The organism is Streptomyces sp. NPDC046862, from assembly GCF_040704615.1.
Classification (GTDB): domain Bacteria; phylum Actinomycetota; class Actinomycetes; order Streptomycetales; family Streptomycetaceae; genus Streptomyces.
In genome coordinates, this window is the sequence record NZ_JBEYXP010000005.1 from 1 (window position 1) to 16,702 (window position 16,702).

Below are 16,702 nucleotides of genomic sequence, written 5' to 3' on the forward strand. Positions count from 1 at the left end.
GCCGTGCGGAGCGACGCTCCGCACGGCACGGGGCTCTCGTATGTCGCGGGGCTCTCACATGTCGCGGCCCGCTGTGGCCCCCACCGGTCAGGCCCCCCGCGGCCAGCCGCCGGCCGGTGCCGAGGGGCCCGCGACGCCCGATGATCGACGTGGCGGCAGCGACCGGCGGTGACGTGAGGGAGACCATGGGCAGAACACTGGCGCAGAAGACGTGGGACGCCCATGTGGTGCGGCGTGCGAGCGGTGGCGACGATCTGCTGTACATCGATCTGCAGCTGCTGCACGAGGTGAACACGCCGCAGGCGTTCGACCGGCTGCGCGGCGCCGGACGCACCGTCCGCCGGCCGGAGTTGACGCTGGGCACCGAGGACCACAACACACCGACGCTGGCGCTCGACCGGATCATCAAGGACCGCGAGGGCCGCCGGCAGGCGGAGCTGATGCGTTCCAACTGCGCCGAGTTCGGCATCCCGTTGCACCGCTTCGGCGACCGGGACCAGGGCATCGTTCACGTCATCGCGCCCGAACTGGGCCTGGTGCGGCCGGGGATGACGATCGTGTGCTGCGACTCGCACACCACGACGCTCGGCGCCTTCGGCGCACTGGCCTTCGGGATCGGCTCCAGCCAGGTCGAGCACGTGCTCGCCACCCAGACGCTGCCGATGCGGCGGCCGAAGGGCATGTCCGTCACCGTCGACGGCACCCTTCCCGCGGGAGTGAGCGCCAAGGACCTCGTGCTCGCGCTGATCGCCCGGGTGGGTACCGCGGGCGGTCAGGGCCACATCATCGAGTACCGCGGCGAGGGCGTGCGGGCCCTGTCGATGGAAGCGCGGATGACGCTGTGCAACATGTCGGTGGAGGCCGGATCGCGGGCCGGGATGGTCGCCCCCGACGAGACGACGTTCGCGTACCTCGCCCGCTGCCCGGGCATGCCGGGCGGGGCCGACTTCGACCGCGAGGTCGCGTACTGGCGCGGCCTGGCAAGTGACGCCGACGCCGGCTTCGACAAGGCCGTCACCCTCGACGCGCGCGGCTTGAGCCCCTACGTCTCCTGGGGCACCAACCCCGCGCAAAGCGTCCCGCTGGACGGACGGGTGCCGGCTCCCCGCGACTTCGCGCCCGGCACGGAGCGCGCCGCGGCCGAACGCGCCCTGTCCTACATGGATCTGCGGCCCGGCACGGCGCTGCGGGACGTCACCGTGGACACCGTCTTCCTCGGCTCGTGCACCAACGGCCGTATCGAGGACCTGCGCGCCGCCGCGGACGTGCTGCGCGGCCGGAGGGTCGCCGACGGCCTGCACATGATGATCGTGCCCGGCTCGGCGCGGGTGCGACGGCAGGCCGTCGAGGAGGGACTGGACCGGGTGTTCACCGAGGCGGGCGCCGACTTCCGGGCGGGCGCGGGCTGTTCGATGTGCGCGGCGCTCAACGAGGACCGGCTGCTGCCGGGGCAGCGCGCCGCCTCCACCAACAACCGCAACTTCGAGGGCAGGCAGGGCCGTGCGTCGCGCACGCACATCGTCTCGCCGGCTGTGGCCGCGGCCACCGCGGTCACCGGACGCCTGTCCTCGCCCGCCGATCTGTGAGACGGAGCCCGACCATGGAGAAGTTCACCGTGCACACCGGCACGGCGGTACCGCTGCGCCGCACGGACGTCGACACCGACCAGATCATCCCCGCCCGTTTCTGCGCGAGCACCCGCCGCACCGGGCACGCCGACGCGCTGTTCGCCGACTGGCGCGCCGAGCCCGGCTTCGTCCTGGACCGGCCCGAACGCGAGGGCGCCAGCGTCCTCGTCGCCGGCCGCGACTTCGGGACCGGCTCGTCGCGCGAGTACGCGGTGTGGGCCCTGAAGGACCACGGGTTCAGGGCGGTCATCGCGCCCCGGTACGGCGACATCTTCCGCGGCAACGCGCTGGTGAACGGCCTGCTGGCCGTCGTCCTGCCGGCCCGGGCGGTGGAGCGGCTGTGGGAGCTGACGGAGGCCGACGCGCGCACCGAGGTCACCGTCGACCTGGAGAGCCGTGAGGTGCGGTGCGCCGGCCTCGCGGAGCCCTTCGACGTCGAGGAGGACGCGCGGCGCAGGCTGCTGGGCGGTCTCGACCAGATCGCCGACACCCTGCGGTTCGAGGCGGACATCGCCCGCTACGAGGCGGGGCGGCGGCCCGCGCTGCCGGTCACCCGTGGATCCGTGACTCCCGGGGTGGTGGCGCCGTGAAGCTCGCCCAGTGCGCCGCGTTCGTCGCGATCGCCGACACCGGCACCTTCACGAACGCCGCCCGCGCCCTGGGCGTCAGCCAGTCCGCCGTCAGCCACGCCATCGCCGGTCTGGAGGCGGACCTCGGCGCGACGCTGATGGTGCGGGACCGCTCCGGGGTGGAGCTGACCGACGCCGGGCGCCGCGCCCTGGAGCCCGCGCGGGCCGTGGTGGCGCAGGCGGAGCGGGTACGGCTGGCGGTGCGCGGTGTGCGGGCGGAACCCGAGGGCGTCCTGCGGATCGGCACCAGCCAGAGCTTCGCGGCCCGGCTGCTTCCCGCCCTCATGTCCGAACTGCAGGTGCGTTATCCGCGGCTCCTGGTCGAGCTGCGCGAGGGCAGCGACATGCAGATCGCCCAGTGGCTGCGGGGGCACGGTGTCGACATCGGCATCGTGTCCCTGCCCAAGCGGGGCCTGGCCACGGCACCGTTGCTGCAGGACGAGATGTTCGCCGTGCTGCCCGTGCACCACCCGCTGGCCCTGCGGCCGGAACTGACCATCAGGGAGCTGGCAAGGGAGCCGTTCCTGATGCCGGTCGGCGGTGTCGAGGCGATGGTGCGCGCCGCGTTCGGCACGGCCGGCCTGGAGCCCACGGTCAGTCACCAGGTGCGGGACATCAACGCGCTCCTTGCGATGGTCGCCGCCGGGCTCGGCACGAGCGTCATCCCGTGGCTCGCCCTGCCCCTGGCGCTGCCGGAGGTCCGGGTGCTGCCGCTGGCCCCCGCCGTCGTACGGCACCTGGGCATCGGTATGCGCCCGGAGACGCGGGACTCCCCCGTCGTGGAGGCCTTCGTGCACGCCGCGCGGTCCCTGGCGCTGCGCAGCGACTGGCGGAGGGTTCCCGTTGCCGTGCAGTAGGGGCGTGTGCCCCGCGGGCGAGGGGTCAGGACACGGGACGGGTCGGCGCGTGGCGGACGCCGAGCACGGTGCAGCCGGTGTCGGTGCTGACCCGGTGGATGCTGCCGGGCTGCTCGACGACGAGGTCTCCGGGCCGGTACCGGTCGCCGTTGTCGTTGTACAACTCCCCCTCCAGGACCAGGATCAGCTCGTATCCGAGGTGCTCGTGCAGGTCGCCGTGGGCGCCGGGTGCCATCCGCGTGATCATCGCGGCGCCCGGGGCGGCGCCGTCGGTGACGTAGAGGCGGTACACGTCGACCCCGGCGCGGCCGGGCTCCTCCCAGCGTTCCCAGCGCAGGGAGTCCAGGCCGAGCGGGTCGAAGATGTCGCGCAGGACGGTGACGGCGCGTTTCTGGGGCGGGACGGCGACGGCGGCGGGACGGGTGACGACGGACATGGGGATGCTCGCTTTCCGGGGTCGGGCGGGACGCGGTCTGGGTGTGGGACGCGGTCGGGGTGCGGGGCGCGGTCGGGGTGCGGGGCGGGGCCGGGAAGAGGCGGTCGGTCAGGCCGGGCGGGCGGCGAGGGGGGCCTCGTCCCGCCGGGGGTGGGGGACGCGGACGGGGGCGGTCACGTCGGCGGCGATGGCGTCCGCGTTCTGCACGAAATCCGTCCAGAACCCGGGTCTGCTGCTGCCGCCCTGCATGAACCAGCGGGTGTGCTCGGTGGGGATGCCCAGGACGTACAGGCCGCGGTCGGGCCGGCCGGAGCGGTCCACGGGGTGGAAGGGGGAACCGGTCACGGCGACGCCGCCGGTGTCGAAGCGGTCGCCGTCCGTGCCGTGGTTGACGTACGAGGTCCAGATGCCCTGTTCGCGCAGGTCGCGGGTGAGGGGGTGCGGGTCGAGGCGCACGTCGGGCACGGGTACGCGGGCGTCGATGACGGTGTCCACGAGGACTTCGGAGCCCACCACGTAGGGCGAGTGAACGGCGAAGCGCCCCGAAGTGTGCGGGCGGAAGCGGGTATCGGGGCCGGCGACGCGCAGCACACCGCAGCCCAGCAGCGCGCTGACCTGCCGCAGCCGCATCCGCGGTGGCCCCGCGGCGAGGAAGGAGCTGCGGGGCACGTACCAGCCGAGGAAGTCCTCGCGGTGCGAGACGGGCGTGAGCCCCGCGAAGTCGACCAGGGAGCGGATCACGGCGCGGGAGTCGCGGATGACGTCGAGCGCGGCCTTGAGCGGGTCGTCGACGTTGCCGGCCTCGGCGTGCGCCAGGTCCTCGGCGAGCGCGCCGGTCAGGGCCCGCGTGAACTCCTCGGGGCCGGCGAAGTGCCGTCCGGCGAAGGGGCGGGCCTGCGCGTCCAGGTCGATGCGGGGCACGTCGGCGAGGCCGTACCCGGCGGCGACGGCGACGACGTCGGGCACACCGGTCTCGGCCGCGGCCACCACCTCCGCCTCGAAGGCCGCGGCCTTCTCCGGCTGCCCCCGGGCGATCAGTGTCGTGGCGTAGTAGACGAGGTCGACCTCGGCGAGCAGCCATGGCAGTGCGTCGTCGGCGAACGAGAGCGCGCCGTGGCGGCCGCGGGCCAGGACGCGTTCGGTGGTGAACAGCGCGTGGTCGTGGCGGTGGTCGTGGTGCTTCTGGTTGCGGCCGCGGGCGGGCAGGGGCATGCCGCTGCGGGAACCGGCCACGATGAGCGGTTCGGTGCCGCGCGGCCGGTAGCGGAGCCGGCCGGAGCCGTCCTCCTCGAAGCGTCCGCCGCGCCCTTCGGTGAGCGCGGCCATCACGTCGTAGAAGGACAGGCCGAGCCCGAGGACGCCGACCGCCGATCCCGCGGGAATCTCCTCCAGCGGCATGTCGGCCGCGCTGTCGCCCGCGATGTAGCGCAGGTGGGGGTGGCGGGCGGCGTGGGCGGCCAGGCGGCGCTGGTTGCCGGTGAGCTCGGGAGTGGTGTGTCCGGTGGTCAGCACGACGCGGTCGGCGGTCAGGCGGGTGCCGTCCTCGAGGGAAAGCCGGTATCTCCCGCGGTCACGCCGAAGCGCGTCGACCGTCGCCCTGACGGATATCAGCCGGACTTTTCCAGGGAGGTTCTTCTCGATCGTTTCGAGAACGAACCGCATATAGCGGCCGTGGAGGGCGCGCGGTGCGTAACTGTTGCGCCCCGGGTATGCGGGGTCGACGGAACTCCACCACTGTGCGAGCGACGGGCCGGCGCCGGGTCTGGCCCGGCCGCCGTCCGGCTGCCCCGAGAACGCGGAGACCTCGTCGGCGACCGTGTTCATCAGGAACCAGTGGGGCTGGTCGGTGCGCCAGATCCGGCCGGTGCCTATGCGGTGGGAGTCGATGAGGTAGATGTCCGTGGCCTCGCTCACCGGGCCCTCGGCGAGGCGCGCCGCCATGCGCTCCAGGACGGACACTCCGCGCGGGCCACTGCCGACAATTGCCACCTTCATTTCCTGCACCTTCCGGCTGCGGTTTCCCTGTCGCATCCCGAAGATAGGAGTTTCCGTATGGGCGGTTCAACACGAATTCATTGATGCTTCGCATGAGAGTTCTTCATGCAATTCGATGTCTCGACGTAAGGGAAGGGAAGAGAAAAGAAATGGACCTCACTGCCGGCTGCCCGGCGCTCCTGGTGATGGACCTCATCAACGAGATCGTGCATCCGGACGGCAAGTACGCCGCCGACGGATACGGCGCGCAGGCGCACGAGCGCGGAGTACTGGAGCGTGCCGCCGACGCGATCGCACGGGCCCGCGCGGCGGACATACCGGTGATCCACGTCGTCGTCGGTTTCTCCCCCGGCTATCCGGAGTGGCCCGCCGCCTCGCCGGTCTTCGAGAAGGCGAAGGACGACGGCCGTCTCCTGCTCGGGACGTGGGCGACCCAGGTGCACGACGCGCTCGCGCCGCGGCCCGGGGAGCCGGTGGTCGTCAAGCACCGCGTCAGCCCCTTCCACGGCACGAACCTCGACATCCTGCTGCGCACGGCCGGCGTCGACACCCTGCTGCTCACCGGTGTCTCCACCGAGCTGGTCGTGCTCACGGCCGCGCAGGCCGCCCACGACCGGGACTACCGGGTGCGGATCCTGGAGGACGCGACGCTCGCCGGTGACGCGGAGATCCACGACGCGGCGCTGAAGATCCTCTCCCGGATCGCCACGGTCACGACGGTCGCCGACGCGCTGCCGGCGGTGCGGTCGGTGCCGGGTGCGCCGGTCTCGGGTGCGCCGGTCTCGGGTGCGCCGATGGCGGACGCGGGACGGAGCCCGAGCACATGAGGACGCGAGCAGCGGCCCGGTTCGGCGCCGTGCAGCCATCGGCGACGTACGCGGTCTTCGACATGGTGGCGCGGTTGCGCGCGCGGGGAGCGGACGTGGTGGACCTGGGCGGCGGCGACCCGGATTTCGACACCGCCGACCATGTCGTGGACGAGGCGGTGGGCGCGCTGCGTGGTGGTTTCACGCACTACACCCCGAGCCGTGGCCTCCCCGGCCTGTTGGAGGCCGTCTCCGAGAAGCTCGCCGAGGACAACGGGGTCGTGGTCGACGCGGCCGACGGCGTCGTCGTCACACCGTCGGCCAAACACGCCCTGTTCGCCGCGCTGGTGACGGTGCTCGACCCCGGCGACGAGCTGCTCGTGCCGACGCCGAGCTGGGTCAGCTACACGGAGATGGCGCGGCTGATCGGCGCGCGGCCGGTGCAGGTGCCCCTCGACGGTGCGGACGGTTTCCGGATCACCGCCGAGCTGCTGGAGCGGCACGTCTCCCCGCGGACGAAGGCGCTGCTGGTCAACTCGCCCAACAATCCGACGGGCCGGTCACTGACCGCCGAGGAGGCGGGGGCGATCAGCCGGTTCGCGGTGGAGCACGACGTGCTGCTGATCACGGACGAGATCTACGAGAAGATCCTCTACGACGGCCGCTCCCACCTCAGTTTGGCCGCGGTGCCGGGCTGCGCCGACCGCACGATCACGGTGAACGGCTTCTCCAAGGGCCATGCGATGACGGGCTGGCGCCTCGGGTACGCGGCCGGTCCCCCGGATCTGATGGCGCAGCTGCTGAAGGTGGTGCAGCACACGGTGGGCTGCACCGCGTCGTTCGTGCAGCGGGGAGGGATCGCGGCGCTCACCGGCCCGCAGGAGCCGGTCGAGGAGATGACCGCGCAGTACGCGGCACGCCGGGATCTCCTCGTGCGGGGTCTGAACTCGCTGCCGGGGGTGTCCTGTTCCCCGCCGGAGGGGGCGTTCTACGCCTTCGCCGACGTGCGCGGCACGGGGTTCGCGGACTCGGCGTCGTTCGCGGAGTGGCTGCTGCGGGAGGCGGAGGTGGCCGTGATGCCGGGCTCGGCGTTCGGGCCGGGCGGTGAGGGCTTCGTCCGCCTGTCGTTCGCCACGTCGCCGAAGGTGCTGCGGACGGCGCTGGACCGGATGGGACGGGCGGCGGCCGACCGGATGCAAGGGGCACTGGCCGACCGCGGCTGACGCCCTCCCCCTCCCCCCCTCTCCGCCCGGCCGCACCGGCCGCGTGTCACGACGATCGCCGCCCATGGACCACCACGGCGACCGTCGTGACACGCCCGGCCGGGCCTGCCCCGCCGTCCTCAGTCGGTGCGCCCGGCGGCGCGGCGCCGGGCGCCCAGGGCGAGCACCGTGCCGACGGCGAAGGCGCCCGCCGCGATGCCCGCCGACATGCGCAGCCCCGAGGTGAAGTCGCCCGCCGCGGCGGCGAGGGTGCCGAACAGGGCCACGCCGACGGCACTGCCGACCTGCCGGGCGACGTTGAAGACGGCGGAGGCGATGCCCGCGCCGGAGGCGGGGGCCGCCTCGATGATGGCGGCGGTGGCGGCCAGGGCGGTCATGGTCTGGCCGAGCCCGGTCGCGATCAGGGCGAATAGCAGCACGGGGTACGGGGTTTCCGGTCCGGCGGTCAGCCAGCCGAGGAACCCCAGGGTGCCCAGGGCGAGCCCGCCGGCCATCGGGACGTAGGGACCGGTGCGGGCGGCCAGGCGGCTGAACAGCGGGGCGGCGACCAGCCCCATGCACACCGACGGCAGCAGCGCCAGGCCGCTGGTCAGGACGGAGAAGCCGCGCTCCTGCTGGAAGTACAGGGTCGTCAGGAAGAGCATGCCGTAGTAGCCGAGGCTGATCAGCATGCCGATCGCGGCGGTGCCGGTGAAGGCGCCCGAGCGGAACAGGGACGGCGGCAGCAGGGGCGCCCGCTCGCCGTCACCCACCCGGTCACGCCTCTCCAGGGCCCGCTCCACCACCGCGAAGGCCGCCAGACACACGGCACCGGCGGCGAAGGCCGACAGCACCAGCGAGGAGGTCCAGCCGTGCGAGCCCGCCTCGTTCAGGCCACCGGCGAGCGCGACGAGGCCGACGAGGCCCAGGACCTGACCGGTCCAGTCCATCCTGCGGGCCGGGGCCTTGGCCGCGGAGGCCGGCATGTGGCGCAGGGTGAGGACGACGGCGAGCGCGCCGACCGGCAGGTTCAGCCAGAACACGAAGCGCCAGTCGAGCCCGGCCACGAGGAGTCCGCCCACCGCGGGCCCGGCGCCGAAGGCGATGGAGGCGACCGCTCCCCACACGGCGATGGCCCGGGCCCGCACCGCCCGGTCGGGGTAACTGCTCTGCAGCAGGGCGAGCGAGGCGGGGACGAGCAGCGCGGCGCCCGCGCCCTGGGCGAGTCGCCCGGCGATCAGCAGGCCCGACGTGCCGGCGAGGCCGCAGGCCAGGGAGGCCGCCGTGAAGACGCCGAGCCCGGCGAGGAACATCCGGCGGTGTCCGAGCCGGTCGGCGAGCGTGCCGCCGAGGAGCAGCAGCCCGGCGAAGACGGTGCTGTAGCCGTCGACGATCCACTGCAACCCGGAGGCCCCGGTGTTCAGGGCGGTGCGGATGTCGGGGACGGCGACGTTGACGACGGTGACGTCCAGCATCACCAGGAAGTAGCCGAGGCTGAGAGCGATCAGTGGGGGCAGGGCGAGGGCGGGCCGGGCGGCCGGGGCGGGGGCGGCGGGCGCCGGGGCGGGGGCGGCGCCGGCACCTGCGGGGATGTCGGTGGTGGTCATGACACCAGCATCGAGTCCGGATACTTCGCCACTCAGCGAAGTGTCGTTGTCGTACGCTGACGTCATGCCGAAAGCCCCTCGCTCCCCGCGGGAGCCGACTCGCGGCCCGGCCGAGCCGCACAAACCGTACGAGCCGTACGAGCCGTACGAGACCCACGAGCCGCTCAAGCAGCAGACCGACATCGCCCGCGCCGCCGCCCTGATCGCCGACCCGTCGCGCGCCCGCATCCTGAAGTGCCTGGCCGACGGCCGCGCCCTGCCGGCGAGCGCGCTGGCCCAGGAGGCGGGGATCGGCGCCGCCACGGCCAGCGCGCATCTCGCCAAGCTCGTCAAGGGAGAGTTCGTCACCGTCGAACAACGCGGCCGGCACCGCTACTACCGGCTCTTCGGACCGGACGTGAGCGCCGCCCTGGAGGCACTGGCCCTGATCGCCCCGCCGCTGGCGATCACGTCACTGAAGCAGAGCAACCGCACCAACGCCCTGCACCGCTCCAGGACCTGCTACGACCATCTGGCCGGGCGGCTCGGCGTGGCCCTGATGCAGGCGCTGCTCGACCACGGCGTGCTCACCGGCCATGACGGCATCCACCGGCCCGACCAGGCGGTACGGGACCGGCCGTCGTCGTACGGACGCGACATCTCCTACGAGCTCACCGGCGAGGGCAAGGTGATTCTCGCCGGGCTGGGCGTCGACACGGACCGGCTGCCGCCGCGCCGCCCCGCCATCCGCTACTGCGTCGACTGGAGCGAGCATCAGCACCACCTGGCCGGCGGGCTCGGCGCGACGCTCACCACGCGCCTGTTCGACCTCGGCTGGGTGCGGTGGGGAGCCGCGCCCAGGGTGGTGCACCTGACGGACGAGGGTGCCGCCGGCCTGGAACGGACGCTCGGGCTGATGCTCACGTAGCCGCCCGGGCGCCCGTGCCACCGCGTCACCGTTCCCCGATGTCGTACGCGCCACCACTGCGCCCTCCACTTCGGTGGAGAGCGGATACGACATCGGCGTACACGGACCCGACTCCCTCCTCCGACGGCCGATGCCGGGCGGCGGGCCCGCGGCGAGGCTCGGGGCATGGAACCCATCTACGCACTGTCCGACCCGGAGCGCGAGCAGCTCACCACCGTGCTGCGCGGCGTGTCCAAGAACCCGTACGAGGACTACGAGGGCTTCTCACGCGCCGTCGGTGACCTGATCGCGCGCGGCGAGGTGCCCGCCTTCCTCGGCGACGTCTGCGCGCGTGTCCGTGCCGATCGCACGACGGGCACCCTGGAAGCGCACGTGCTGCGCAACTGCCCGCTGGACGAGGAGATCCCGCTGCTGGACCTGGACGACCCGGTCGCGGACAAACACGCGCGGAAGAAGACGTTCGTCGCCGAGGCGTTCCTGGAGCTCTTCGCCCAACTGGTGAAGACCCCGCTGTTGTCGTACGCGACCCGCTTCAACGGGGACTTCTTCACGGACGTCGTCGCCATCAACCGCTACAGCGGGATGCAGACGGGCTTCAGCGACAGCGAGTTGGTCTACCACAACGACCGCACCGCCCACCCGGTCCGGGCTGACTTCATCTCGCTGCTCGGCATGCACTGCCCCGAAGGCGACTTCATCTACACGGGGTTCGTCGACGGGCGCGACCTGCTCGCCCATCTGAGTGACGAGGAGCAGAGGCAGCTGAGGACGGCCCAGTTCGTCACGCCGTTCGACGTGTTCTCGCGGGACAACAACGAGGAACTGACCGTCTCCGAGGTCCACCCGATCCTGGAGAACCACCACAGTTTCCGCTACCTGGACACCTGCACGACGGCCGCCCCGGGGGCGGGTGAGGCGGCGAAGGACGCGTTGCTGGCGCTGAAGGACGCCCTGGTACGCGCGGACAAGACCCGCCACCGCATCCGGACCGGCGACCTGTTCGTCTTCGCCAACCAGGACGGTCTGCACAGCCGCGACAAGATGGAGATCAACGATCCCGCGAGGGCACGGCAGCGCTGGCTGCTGAAGACCTACGCCTTCCGTGACGAGGCGGCCGCCGACCGCCACGCCGACCGCTGGCTGGACGGCGTACGCGGCCGCGTGGGCGACTGACCCGCCGGGCGCGGCCCGCCCCCGGTGCGTGGGCCGCGCCCCAGCGTCACGACCACGGTGGGCGGTCCTCGTCCAGGGCCCGGCGCATCAGCAGGACCGCCTCCAGGCGGTTGCGGACGGACAGTTTCGTCAGCGCGTGCGACACATGGCTCTTGACGGTCGCCGGGGTGACCTTCAGGCGCCGGGCCGCCTCACGGGTGGACAGGCCCTCCGCGAGCAGGGTGAGCACCTCGCGTTCCCGCTCCGTCAGGGAGCGCAGGCGCAGGCCCGCCGAGCGGTCGCCGCGCGGGAGGACGGGGGCGGCAGCGGCCGTACGGGCCGGCGGCGACCACAGGCCGACGAGCTCCGGCGACACCACCACGTACCCGGCGGCCGCCGCCCGTACCGCGGCCGCGAGCCGGCCGATGGCCGTGTCCTTGACCAGCGCGCCCGAGCAGCCCGCGACCAGCGCGGCGCCGAGCGTGGGCGCCGTCCACCGCGTGTCCAGCAGCAGCACGCGCACCCCTTTGTGCACCAGCTCGGGTACGAGCGAGGCCGGCCGGGGCCGGAACGCGTCGGCGAGCACGACGACGTCGACGCCGCTCAGGGGCCAGCGGTGCAGCGGCCGGCCGCTGTCGGCCGTGGCCAGCACCCTGATCCCGTCCGCCTGGTCGAGCGCCCCGGCGAGGACGTGCCGGGACACCGGGTCGGCGTCGGCGACCAGGACGCCGGCATCGGGGGCCTCGGGCTCGTACAGCTCGTACAACAGGACACGGCCGTCACCGGCGCTTCGCACGGTCATCTCCACACCCGGTCTCCTCGTCCTCGTCATCACTTCGCGGCGTGCGCCGAAGGACGCCGCCGAAAGACGCCCTGGCCGGGGCCGGCCGCCCCACCCGCCCCGGCCAGGGCGCCGCTCAGGCTGCGGCGGGCTGCCGCCGGACCGTCAGCTCCCGCGCGAGGCGGTCCCTGACGACGCCGATGTCCTCGCAGTCGCCGCCGGTGCGCTCGGCGATGTGCACCTGGTAGAGCTCCACCAACTCCTCCTCGCTGACGTCGATGTGCAGCTCGTCGAGGATGTGGCGCAGCACCGCCCGGCCCGAGTGCCGTCCGATCAGCAACGAGCGCTCGCGGCCGAAGCGGGCGGGTTCCACGTACTCGTACGTCGCCGGGTTGCGCAGCATGCCCTGCTGGTGGATGCCGGCGGCCGTGCCGAACGCGTACGTGCCGAAGATCGCCTTGTTGCGCGGCTCCTCCAGGCCGATCGCGGCGCGGAGCGCGGTGTAGGCCTCGTACATCCCGGCCACGTCGATGTCGGTGTGCAGGCCGAGCAGGACGCCCTTGTAGGTGAGCAGTGCGGCCAGTTCCTCCAGCGGGGTGTTGCCCGCACGCTCACCGATGCCGCCGAGCGTGACCTGCACCTCGTCGGCGCCGGCCTGCAGTCCCGCCACCGCGTTGGCCAGGGAGAGCCCGAAGTCGTCGTGGCAGTGGGTGGCGACGCGGACGCCCTCGGGCAGCCAGGAGCGGAACGTGGCGATCAGCGCCCCGTACTCCTGCGGCAGGTGGCATCCGGAGGTGTCGGCGACGGCGAAGCAGACGGCCCCCGCCTCGACGGCCCCCAGGGCGATGTCGCGCAGCAGGTCGTGCTCGCCGCGGCTGGCGTCCTCGATGCCGACGGACACCTCCTCGACGCCGAGGGCGTACGCGTGGGCGACGGTGTCGGCGACCTCGTGGACGGCCTGGGCGCGGCTGATGCCCCGCTTGTGCAGCAGGTGCAGGTCGCTGCCGGTGGCCATGATCTGCACCTGGTGGCGCTCGGTGCCGCCCGCCGCGACGGCCGTGTCCACATCGGACCGCACCGCCCGGCAGAAAGTGGTGAAGCGCGCCGAGCTCAGGTTCCGGGAAATGAGTCTGGTGGCCTGGAACTCACTGGGCGACGAGGCCGGAAACCCGGATTCGATGTAATCGGCGCCCAGCGCTTCTATGCGCAGTGCGATATCGAGTTTCTGCTGTGGATTCATCGCGTTTCCAGGCGCCTGCTCACCGTCGCGGAGCGTGGTGTCGAAAATGGAAACGCGGCGTGAATCCGGTGTCACTGACATGCTGTCCCTTTCCTCGCCCGATGCTGCTCGCGCAGCTCAACATCGGTGAGACTAAGGCGCGTTCCGACGGCCGGGGGCCGGTCGCCCTGGCCGCTGTGGGACATGACCCGCATGGGTCGAACGGCCGCCCGGGCACTCGGAAGATCTTTTCGCATTGTTGGAACCGCGGCTGGTTCCATGGCCGGTCGGGGCCACGTCACTTCCGGGTCAGCTCCACCGCTTGGGAGAGGTGGAGGCGGAATGCGAAAGTCTTGTCGAAGGCACTGAATTTGCGCCTGATCTTTCAGCTCGGGCACGTCACGCCGTCTCGAATAGAAGGAGCACCTCTCATGTACGACTCCCGTCCGGTCGTGGCCGAACCGAAGGCCCGGATCGTTCGTCTGCTCGCGGCCCGCACCGCGGCCGTCCCCTCCGGGCCGGCGGTCCGGGAGGTGGGACCGCCCTCGGACGACGACTTGATCTGGGGCTGAGAACCTCGTCGCGGGCGAGACCGCGGGCGAGGCCTCGGGCGAGGGCTCGGGCGAGGGCCTACCCCCACAGGAGCGCGGAGGGCGGGATGAGCATCCCGCCCTCCACCCGTGGCCGGGCGGCGCCGTCCCCGGGTGCGCGCAGCCACCGCGGCAGGTTGACGTAGTCGGCTCCCGGTGCGGCGTGCAGCACGGCCGCGCAGGACAGGGCGGTCGCCGGGGGCGAGTCGAGCAGCACCACGAGGCCCCGCTGGCCGGCCTGTTCCATGATGCCGAGGGCCGCCGTCAGACCTCCGACGGCGTCGAGCCTGAGGCTGATCCCGTCATAGCGGGCCCCCAGGCGCTCCAGATCGGCGCTCTGCCCGTACGCCAGGCCCGTGATGATCGGGAAGGGGCGGCGCAGCGCGGCCAGGGCGCCGGACTCGGCCTGCGGCAGCGGCTGTTCGAGCAGCCGTACGCCGTGGGCCTTGAGGACCGGCAGCATCCGGCGGAGCCGGTCCAGGTCCCAGGCGCCACCGGCGTCGGCCATCAGCCAGGCGTCGGGCCGCAGGCGGCGCACGGCCGCCAGCCGGACGAGGTCGTCGGCGACGTCGCCCCCGCCGAGCTTCAGCCGCAGGAACGCGAAGCCCTCGCTGTCCCGCAGTTCCTCCCGCAGCAGGTCCGGGGCCACCAGCGGGACGGTGCGGATGGCGGGCACCGGTCGCGGCGGTGGCATCCCGAGCAGCTTCCAGGCGCGCTGCCCGCTGCGTTTGGCAAGCAGATCCCACAGCGCCAGGTCCAGGGCGCTGCGCAGGGGGCCCGGCGGCAGGAGCCCGGGGAGTTCCACCGGGCTGATCATCCGCTCCAGGCCGTCCTGAGCGGCGGCGAGCTGTTCGCGCAGCACGCCGGGTCCGTGCCCGTCCACGCACGGCACGAGTGTCGCCTCCCCCTGCCCGGCGCTGCCCGCGTTGGCCAGGGTCACCCGCAGCACGGCCCATTCGCCCGCGCCCGGCGCGGGCCACGCACCGGACAGCCGGGCGGGCAGAACGGCACACCGGACCCGCATCGGTGTCCCTGTCAGGGACCGGAGGAACGCGGGGTCCAACACGAGGGCTCCTGACTCGCCGACGTCTCTGCCTGAGGGCCCATCGTGCGAGGCGCGGGAGCGAACTGCCAGGTTCGGGGCGCGGCACCCTGCGGCGTGGCCGGTAGCGGACAGCCGTACGGGACTTTCACACCAGCTGGTCGAGAAGCCCTTCGTCGAGAAGCCCTCTCAGTCGAGAAGCCCCCTCTTCGCGGCCGTGATGCCCGCCTGGAAGCGGCTCTCCACGCCGAGCTGCGCCATCAGGTCGGCCATGACACGGCGCAGCGTCCGTACGGAGACGCCGAGTTCACGGGCGATCGCCTCGTCCTTGCGTCCGGTGGACATCAGCCGCAGCACCCACAACTGCTGGGAGGTGAGCCCCAGTTCCTCGTCGGTGCCGGCCGGTTCCAGAGGTGCCGCGAAGGCCCAGCACATCTCGAAGACCTTGACCAGCAGGGCGGTGACGGCCTCGCCGCGCAGCACCATCAGGGCGTTGCTGGAAGGGGTGTGCAGCGCGGGCACCAGGGCCTGCACGCGATCGGCCAGGATGAAGCGGAACGGCACCATGTCGGCGATCCGCACCTGCGCGCCCGCCGTGCGCAGCTCGTGCAGATGGGTCATCGAGTAGACGATGCGGGTCATCGGCCGCAGGTGGATGACCCGCATGCTCACACCGCGGTCGAGGACCTGCCGGTCGCGCCGCAGCCCCTGCGTGAGCACCTCCGGCGGCATGACGGGGCCGGGGTGCATGCTGAGGATCTCCGAGGTCGCCATGTCGGCGGTGTCGCCGAGCACCCGCGCGATCCGGTCGGACCCGGTGACCACGTCACCGCTGAGCCCGCTGCTGCGGGCCGTGTGCAGCGGCAGGAACACCTCGCGCATCGCGTCGATCTGCTGGCGGGTGCGGCGGATCTGGTCGGTCAGGCGGGCCGCCGCCTCCTCCTCGGCGGTGAGCAGCCGCAGCAGCGCGGCCTCCGGAGAGGTGGCCGCGGCGGCCGACTCCCCGTCGCCGGACTCCACGAGCAGGCCGAGGGTGATCAGTTGGCGGCGGGCCCGCTCGACCTCCTCGACGGTGGTGTCCAGTTGCTCGCAGGCGCTGCCCACGGTCCAGTCGCCGCGGGCCGAGGCGTACTCGAAGAGCCTCAGGGCCTGGGGTCCGATGGCCGGTGTGCTCATTTTCCGTCCGCTGCCTCTCTACGACTGATCTGTGGGGGGTGCGACGGCGGGCGGCATCGCGGGCCGCCCGGGCCGAGCAGTTCCCAGAGCCCGTCCAGCCGTGTGCGGCGGGCGGTGGCGGACGCGGCACCCGACCGGGCGCCCGCGAAGATGGCGGCGGTGACCAGATCGGCGAGGACGACGGCCGGGTGGTCGGCGGAGAGAGCCTGCTGGTCCTGGGCGCGCCGGACGAGCGCCGTGGTGTGGGCCGCGACCGTCGCGAGCAGGTCGCGCTCCGAGTGGCCCCGGTGGCCTTCCGCGGTGAGCCGGACGGCGGCTCGGAAGACGGGGTCGTCGTCCATCAGCCGGACCAGCCGCTCGGCCATCAGCCGCAGTTCCGTCCCGGCGTCCGGCGCCGCGGCGGACAGCTCCCCGCGCAGCACCTCCCAGGCTCGGACGGCCTCGGCGGCCACGGCCCGGGCCAGGTCGTCCTTGGAGGTGAAGTGGCCGTACAGGGCGCCTTTGGTCATGCCGATCCGGTCGACCACCGTCTGCAGGCGAGCGCCGGTGTAGCCGTGCGCGGCGAACTCGCCGGCCGCGGCGCGCAGGAGCAGACGGCGGGTGCGCACCGACCGTTCCTGAGTCATCGGAGGTGCCTCGCATCCGCCCGCCGCCTGCTCCGGTCTTCCCAGTTCC

Annotated in this window: 16 protein-coding genes; 8 read left to right on the forward strand and 8 right to left on the reverse strand. The window is 72.9% G+C overall.

Annotated elements, in window-relative coordinates:
* The first annotated feature begins 185 nt into the window (after positions 1 to 185).
* From leuC to AB0959_RS06830, 3 genes are read left to right on the forward strand one after another with little or no spacing between them, the layout of a single operon-like run.
* Entirely contained in the window at positions 186 to 1,586 is a 1,401-nt protein-coding gene (gene leuC, locus AB0959_RS06820) for a 3-isopropylmalate dehydratase large subunit (RefSeq protein WP_366825235.1), read from the forward strand.
* 14 nt (positions 1,587 to 1,600) lie between these two features.
* Positions 1,601 to 2,218, forward strand: a complete 618-nt coding sequence (gene leuD / locus AB0959_RS06825; protein WP_366825236.1) for a 3-isopropylmalate dehydratase small subunit — start codon at positions 1,601 to 1,603, stop codon at positions 2,216 to 2,218.
* Positions 2,215 to 3,114 (forward strand): LysR family transcriptional regulator, encoded by a 900-nt coding sequence (locus tag AB0959_RS06830; protein WP_366825237.1) that lies wholly within the window; start codon positions 2,215 to 2,217, stop codon positions 3,112 to 3,114. Before leuD ends, AB0959_RS06830 begins: the two co-directional genes overlap by 4 nt.
* Before the next feature lie 25 nt (positions 3,115 to 3,139).
* Here the strand turns inward: AB0959_RS06830 and AB0959_RS06835 are convergent, their stop codons facing one another.
* Both AB0959_RS06835 and AB0959_RS06840 read right to left on the reverse strand, forming a co-directional pair.
* On the reverse strand, positions 3,140 to 3,550 hold the full coding sequence (locus AB0959_RS06835) for a cupin domain-containing protein (protein WP_366825238.1): 411 nt from the start codon (positions 3,548 to 3,550) through the stop codon (positions 3,140 to 3,142).
* A gap of 108 nt (positions 3,551 to 3,658) precedes the next feature.
* Positions 3,659 to 5,545 carry an FAD/NAD(P)-binding protein gene (locus AB0959_RS06840; protein WP_366825239.1) on the reverse strand — a complete coding sequence of 629 codons (1,887 nt, stop codon included), beginning with the start codon at positions 5,543 to 5,545 and terminating at the stop codon, positions 3,659 to 3,661.
* Between the two features lie 149 nt (positions 5,546 to 5,694).
* Here AB0959_RS06840 and AB0959_RS06845 point away from each other — a divergent pair, with 149 nt between their 5' ends.
* Positions 5,695 to 6,372: an isochorismatase family cysteine hydrolase gene (locus AB0959_RS06845; RefSeq protein WP_366825240.1), complete on the forward strand. Its 678-nt coding sequence runs from the start codon at positions 5,695 to 5,697 to the stop codon at positions 6,370 to 6,372.
* Complete coding sequence (locus AB0959_RS06850) at positions 6,369 to 7,574, forward strand: pyridoxal phosphate-dependent aminotransferase (protein WP_366825241.1); 1,206 nt, start codon at positions 6,369 to 6,371, stop codon at positions 7,572 to 7,574. Before AB0959_RS06845 ends, AB0959_RS06850 begins: the two co-directional genes overlap by 4 nt.
* A 119-nt stretch (positions 7,575 to 7,693) precedes the next feature.
* Here the strand turns inward: AB0959_RS06850 and AB0959_RS06855 are convergent, their stop codons facing one another.
* On the reverse strand, positions 7,694 to 9,160 hold the full coding sequence (locus tag AB0959_RS06855) for a DHA2 family efflux MFS transporter permease subunit (protein WP_366825242.1): 1,467 nt from the start codon (positions 9,158 to 9,160) through the stop codon (positions 7,694 to 7,696).
* A gap of 64 nt (positions 9,161 to 9,224) precedes the next feature.
* On the opposite strand from AB0959_RS06855, the gene AB0959_RS06860 reads away from it, so the two are divergent.
* Together AB0959_RS06860 and AB0959_RS06865 are read left to right on the forward strand one after the other, a co-directional pair.
* Complete coding sequence (locus tag AB0959_RS06860) at positions 9,225 to 10,067, forward strand: winged helix-turn-helix domain-containing protein (RefSeq protein ID WP_366825243.1); 843 nt, start codon at positions 9,225 to 9,227, stop codon at positions 10,065 to 10,067.
* 165 nt (positions 10,068 to 10,232) lie between these two features.
* Positions 10,233 to 11,240 carry a TauD/TfdA family dioxygenase gene (locus AB0959_RS06865; protein ID WP_366825245.1) on the forward strand — a complete coding sequence of 336 codons (1,008 nt, stop codon included), beginning with the start codon at positions 10,233 to 10,235 and terminating at the stop codon, positions 11,238 to 11,240.
* Between the two features lie 46 nt (positions 11,241 to 11,286).
* Here the strand turns inward: AB0959_RS06865 and AB0959_RS06870 are convergent, their stop codons facing one another.
* Together AB0959_RS06870 and AB0959_RS06875 are read right to left on the reverse strand one after the other, a co-directional pair.
* Complete coding sequence (locus tag AB0959_RS06870; RefSeq protein ID WP_366825246.1) at positions 11,287 to 12,021, reverse strand: response regulator transcription factor; 735 nt, start codon at positions 12,019 to 12,021, stop codon at positions 11,287 to 11,289.
* Positions 12,022 to 12,136: 115 nt separating this feature from the next.
* Entirely contained in the window at positions 12,137 to 13,321 is a 1,185-nt protein-coding gene (locus tag AB0959_RS06875; protein WP_366825247.1) for a pyruvate carboxyltransferase, read from the reverse strand.
* A gap of 329 nt (positions 13,322 to 13,650) precedes the next feature.
* On the opposite strand from AB0959_RS06875, the gene AB0959_RS06880 reads away from it, so the two are divergent.
* Positions 13,651 to 13,791: a hypothetical protein gene (locus AB0959_RS06880; RefSeq protein ID WP_366825248.1), complete on the forward strand. Its 141-nt coding sequence runs from the start codon at positions 13,651 to 13,653 to the stop codon at positions 13,789 to 13,791.
* Between the two features lie 58 nt (positions 13,792 to 13,849).
* Here the strand turns inward: AB0959_RS06880 and AB0959_RS06885 are convergent, their stop codons facing one another.
* From AB0959_RS06885 to AB0959_RS06895, 3 genes are all read right to left on the reverse strand, one after another.
* Complete coding sequence (locus AB0959_RS06885; RefSeq protein ID WP_366825249.1) at positions 13,850 to 14,875, reverse strand: enolase C-terminal domain-like protein; 1,026 nt, start codon at positions 14,873 to 14,875, stop codon at positions 13,850 to 13,852.
* A 165-nt stretch (positions 14,876 to 15,040) separates the two neighbouring features.
* Positions 15,041 to 16,027, reverse strand: a complete 987-nt coding sequence (locus tag AB0959_RS06890; protein WP_366825251.1) for a helix-turn-helix transcriptional regulator — start codon at positions 16,025 to 16,027, stop codon at positions 15,041 to 15,043.
* The gene (locus AB0959_RS06895) at positions 16,024 to 16,653 is read right to left on the reverse strand and encodes a TetR family transcriptional regulator (RefSeq protein WP_366825252.1); all 630 of its coding nucleotides are present in this window, start codon (positions 16,651 to 16,653) and stop codon (positions 16,024 to 16,026) included. The genes AB0959_RS06890 and AB0959_RS06895 overlap by 4 nt, the downstream gene beginning before the upstream one ends.
* Positions 16,654 to 16,702: the final 49 nt, after the last annotated feature.

Excerpts from the sequence above, each read along its gene's own strand:
- leuD (WP_366825236.1), top strand. The coding sequence starts at position 1,601 with ATGGAGAAGTTCACCGTGCACACCGGCACGGCGGTACCGCTGCGCCGC.
- AB0959_RS06895 (WP_366825252.1), bottom strand. The coding sequence starts at position 16,653 with ATGACTCAGGAACGGTCGGTGCGCACCCGCCGTCTGCTCCTGCGCGCC.
- AB0959_RS06880 (WP_366825248.1), top strand. The coding sequence starts at position 13,651 with ATGTACGACTCCCGTCCGGTCGTGGCCGAACCGAAGGCCCGGATCGTT.
- AB0959_RS06870 (WP_366825246.1), bottom strand. The coding sequence starts at position 12,021 with ATGACCGTGCGAAGCGCCGGTGACGGCCGTGTCCTGTTGTACGAGCTG.
- AB0959_RS06845 (WP_366825240.1), top strand. The coding sequence starts at position 5,695 with ATGGACCTCACTGCCGGCTGCCCGGCGCTCCTGGTGATGGACCTCATC.
- AB0959_RS06865 (WP_366825245.1), top strand. The coding sequence starts at position 10,233 with ATGGAACCCATCTACGCACTGTCCGACCCGGAGCGCGAGCAGCTCACC.
- AB0959_RS06890 (WP_366825251.1), bottom strand. The coding sequence starts at position 16,027 with ATGAGCACACCGGCCATCGGACCCCAGGCCCTGAGGCTCTTCGAGTAC.
- AB0959_RS06840 (WP_366825239.1), bottom strand. The coding sequence starts at position 5,545 with ATGAAGGTGGCAATTGTCGGCAGTGGCCCGCGCGGAGTGTCCGTCCTG.
- AB0959_RS06860 (WP_366825243.1), top strand. The coding sequence starts at position 9,225 with ATGCCGAAAGCCCCTCGCTCCCCGCGGGAGCCGACTCGCGGCCCGGCC.
- leuC (WP_366825235.1), top strand. The coding sequence starts at position 186 with ATGGGCAGAACACTGGCGCAGAAGACGTGGGACGCCCATGTGGTGCGG.
- AB0959_RS06850 (WP_366825241.1), top strand. The coding sequence starts at position 6,369 with ATGAGGACGCGAGCAGCGGCCCGGTTCGGCGCCGTGCAGCCATCGGCG.
- AB0959_RS06835 (WP_366825238.1), bottom strand. The coding sequence starts at position 3,550 with ATGTCCGTCGTCACCCGTCCCGCCGCCGTCGCCGTCCCGCCCCAGAAA.
- AB0959_RS06855 (WP_366825242.1), bottom strand. The coding sequence starts at position 9,160 with ATGACCACCACCGACATCCCCGCAGGTGCCGGCGCCGCCCCCGCCCCG.
- AB0959_RS06875 (WP_366825247.1), bottom strand. The coding sequence starts at position 13,321 with ATGTCAGTGACACCGGATTCACGCCGCGTTTCCATTTTCGACACCACG.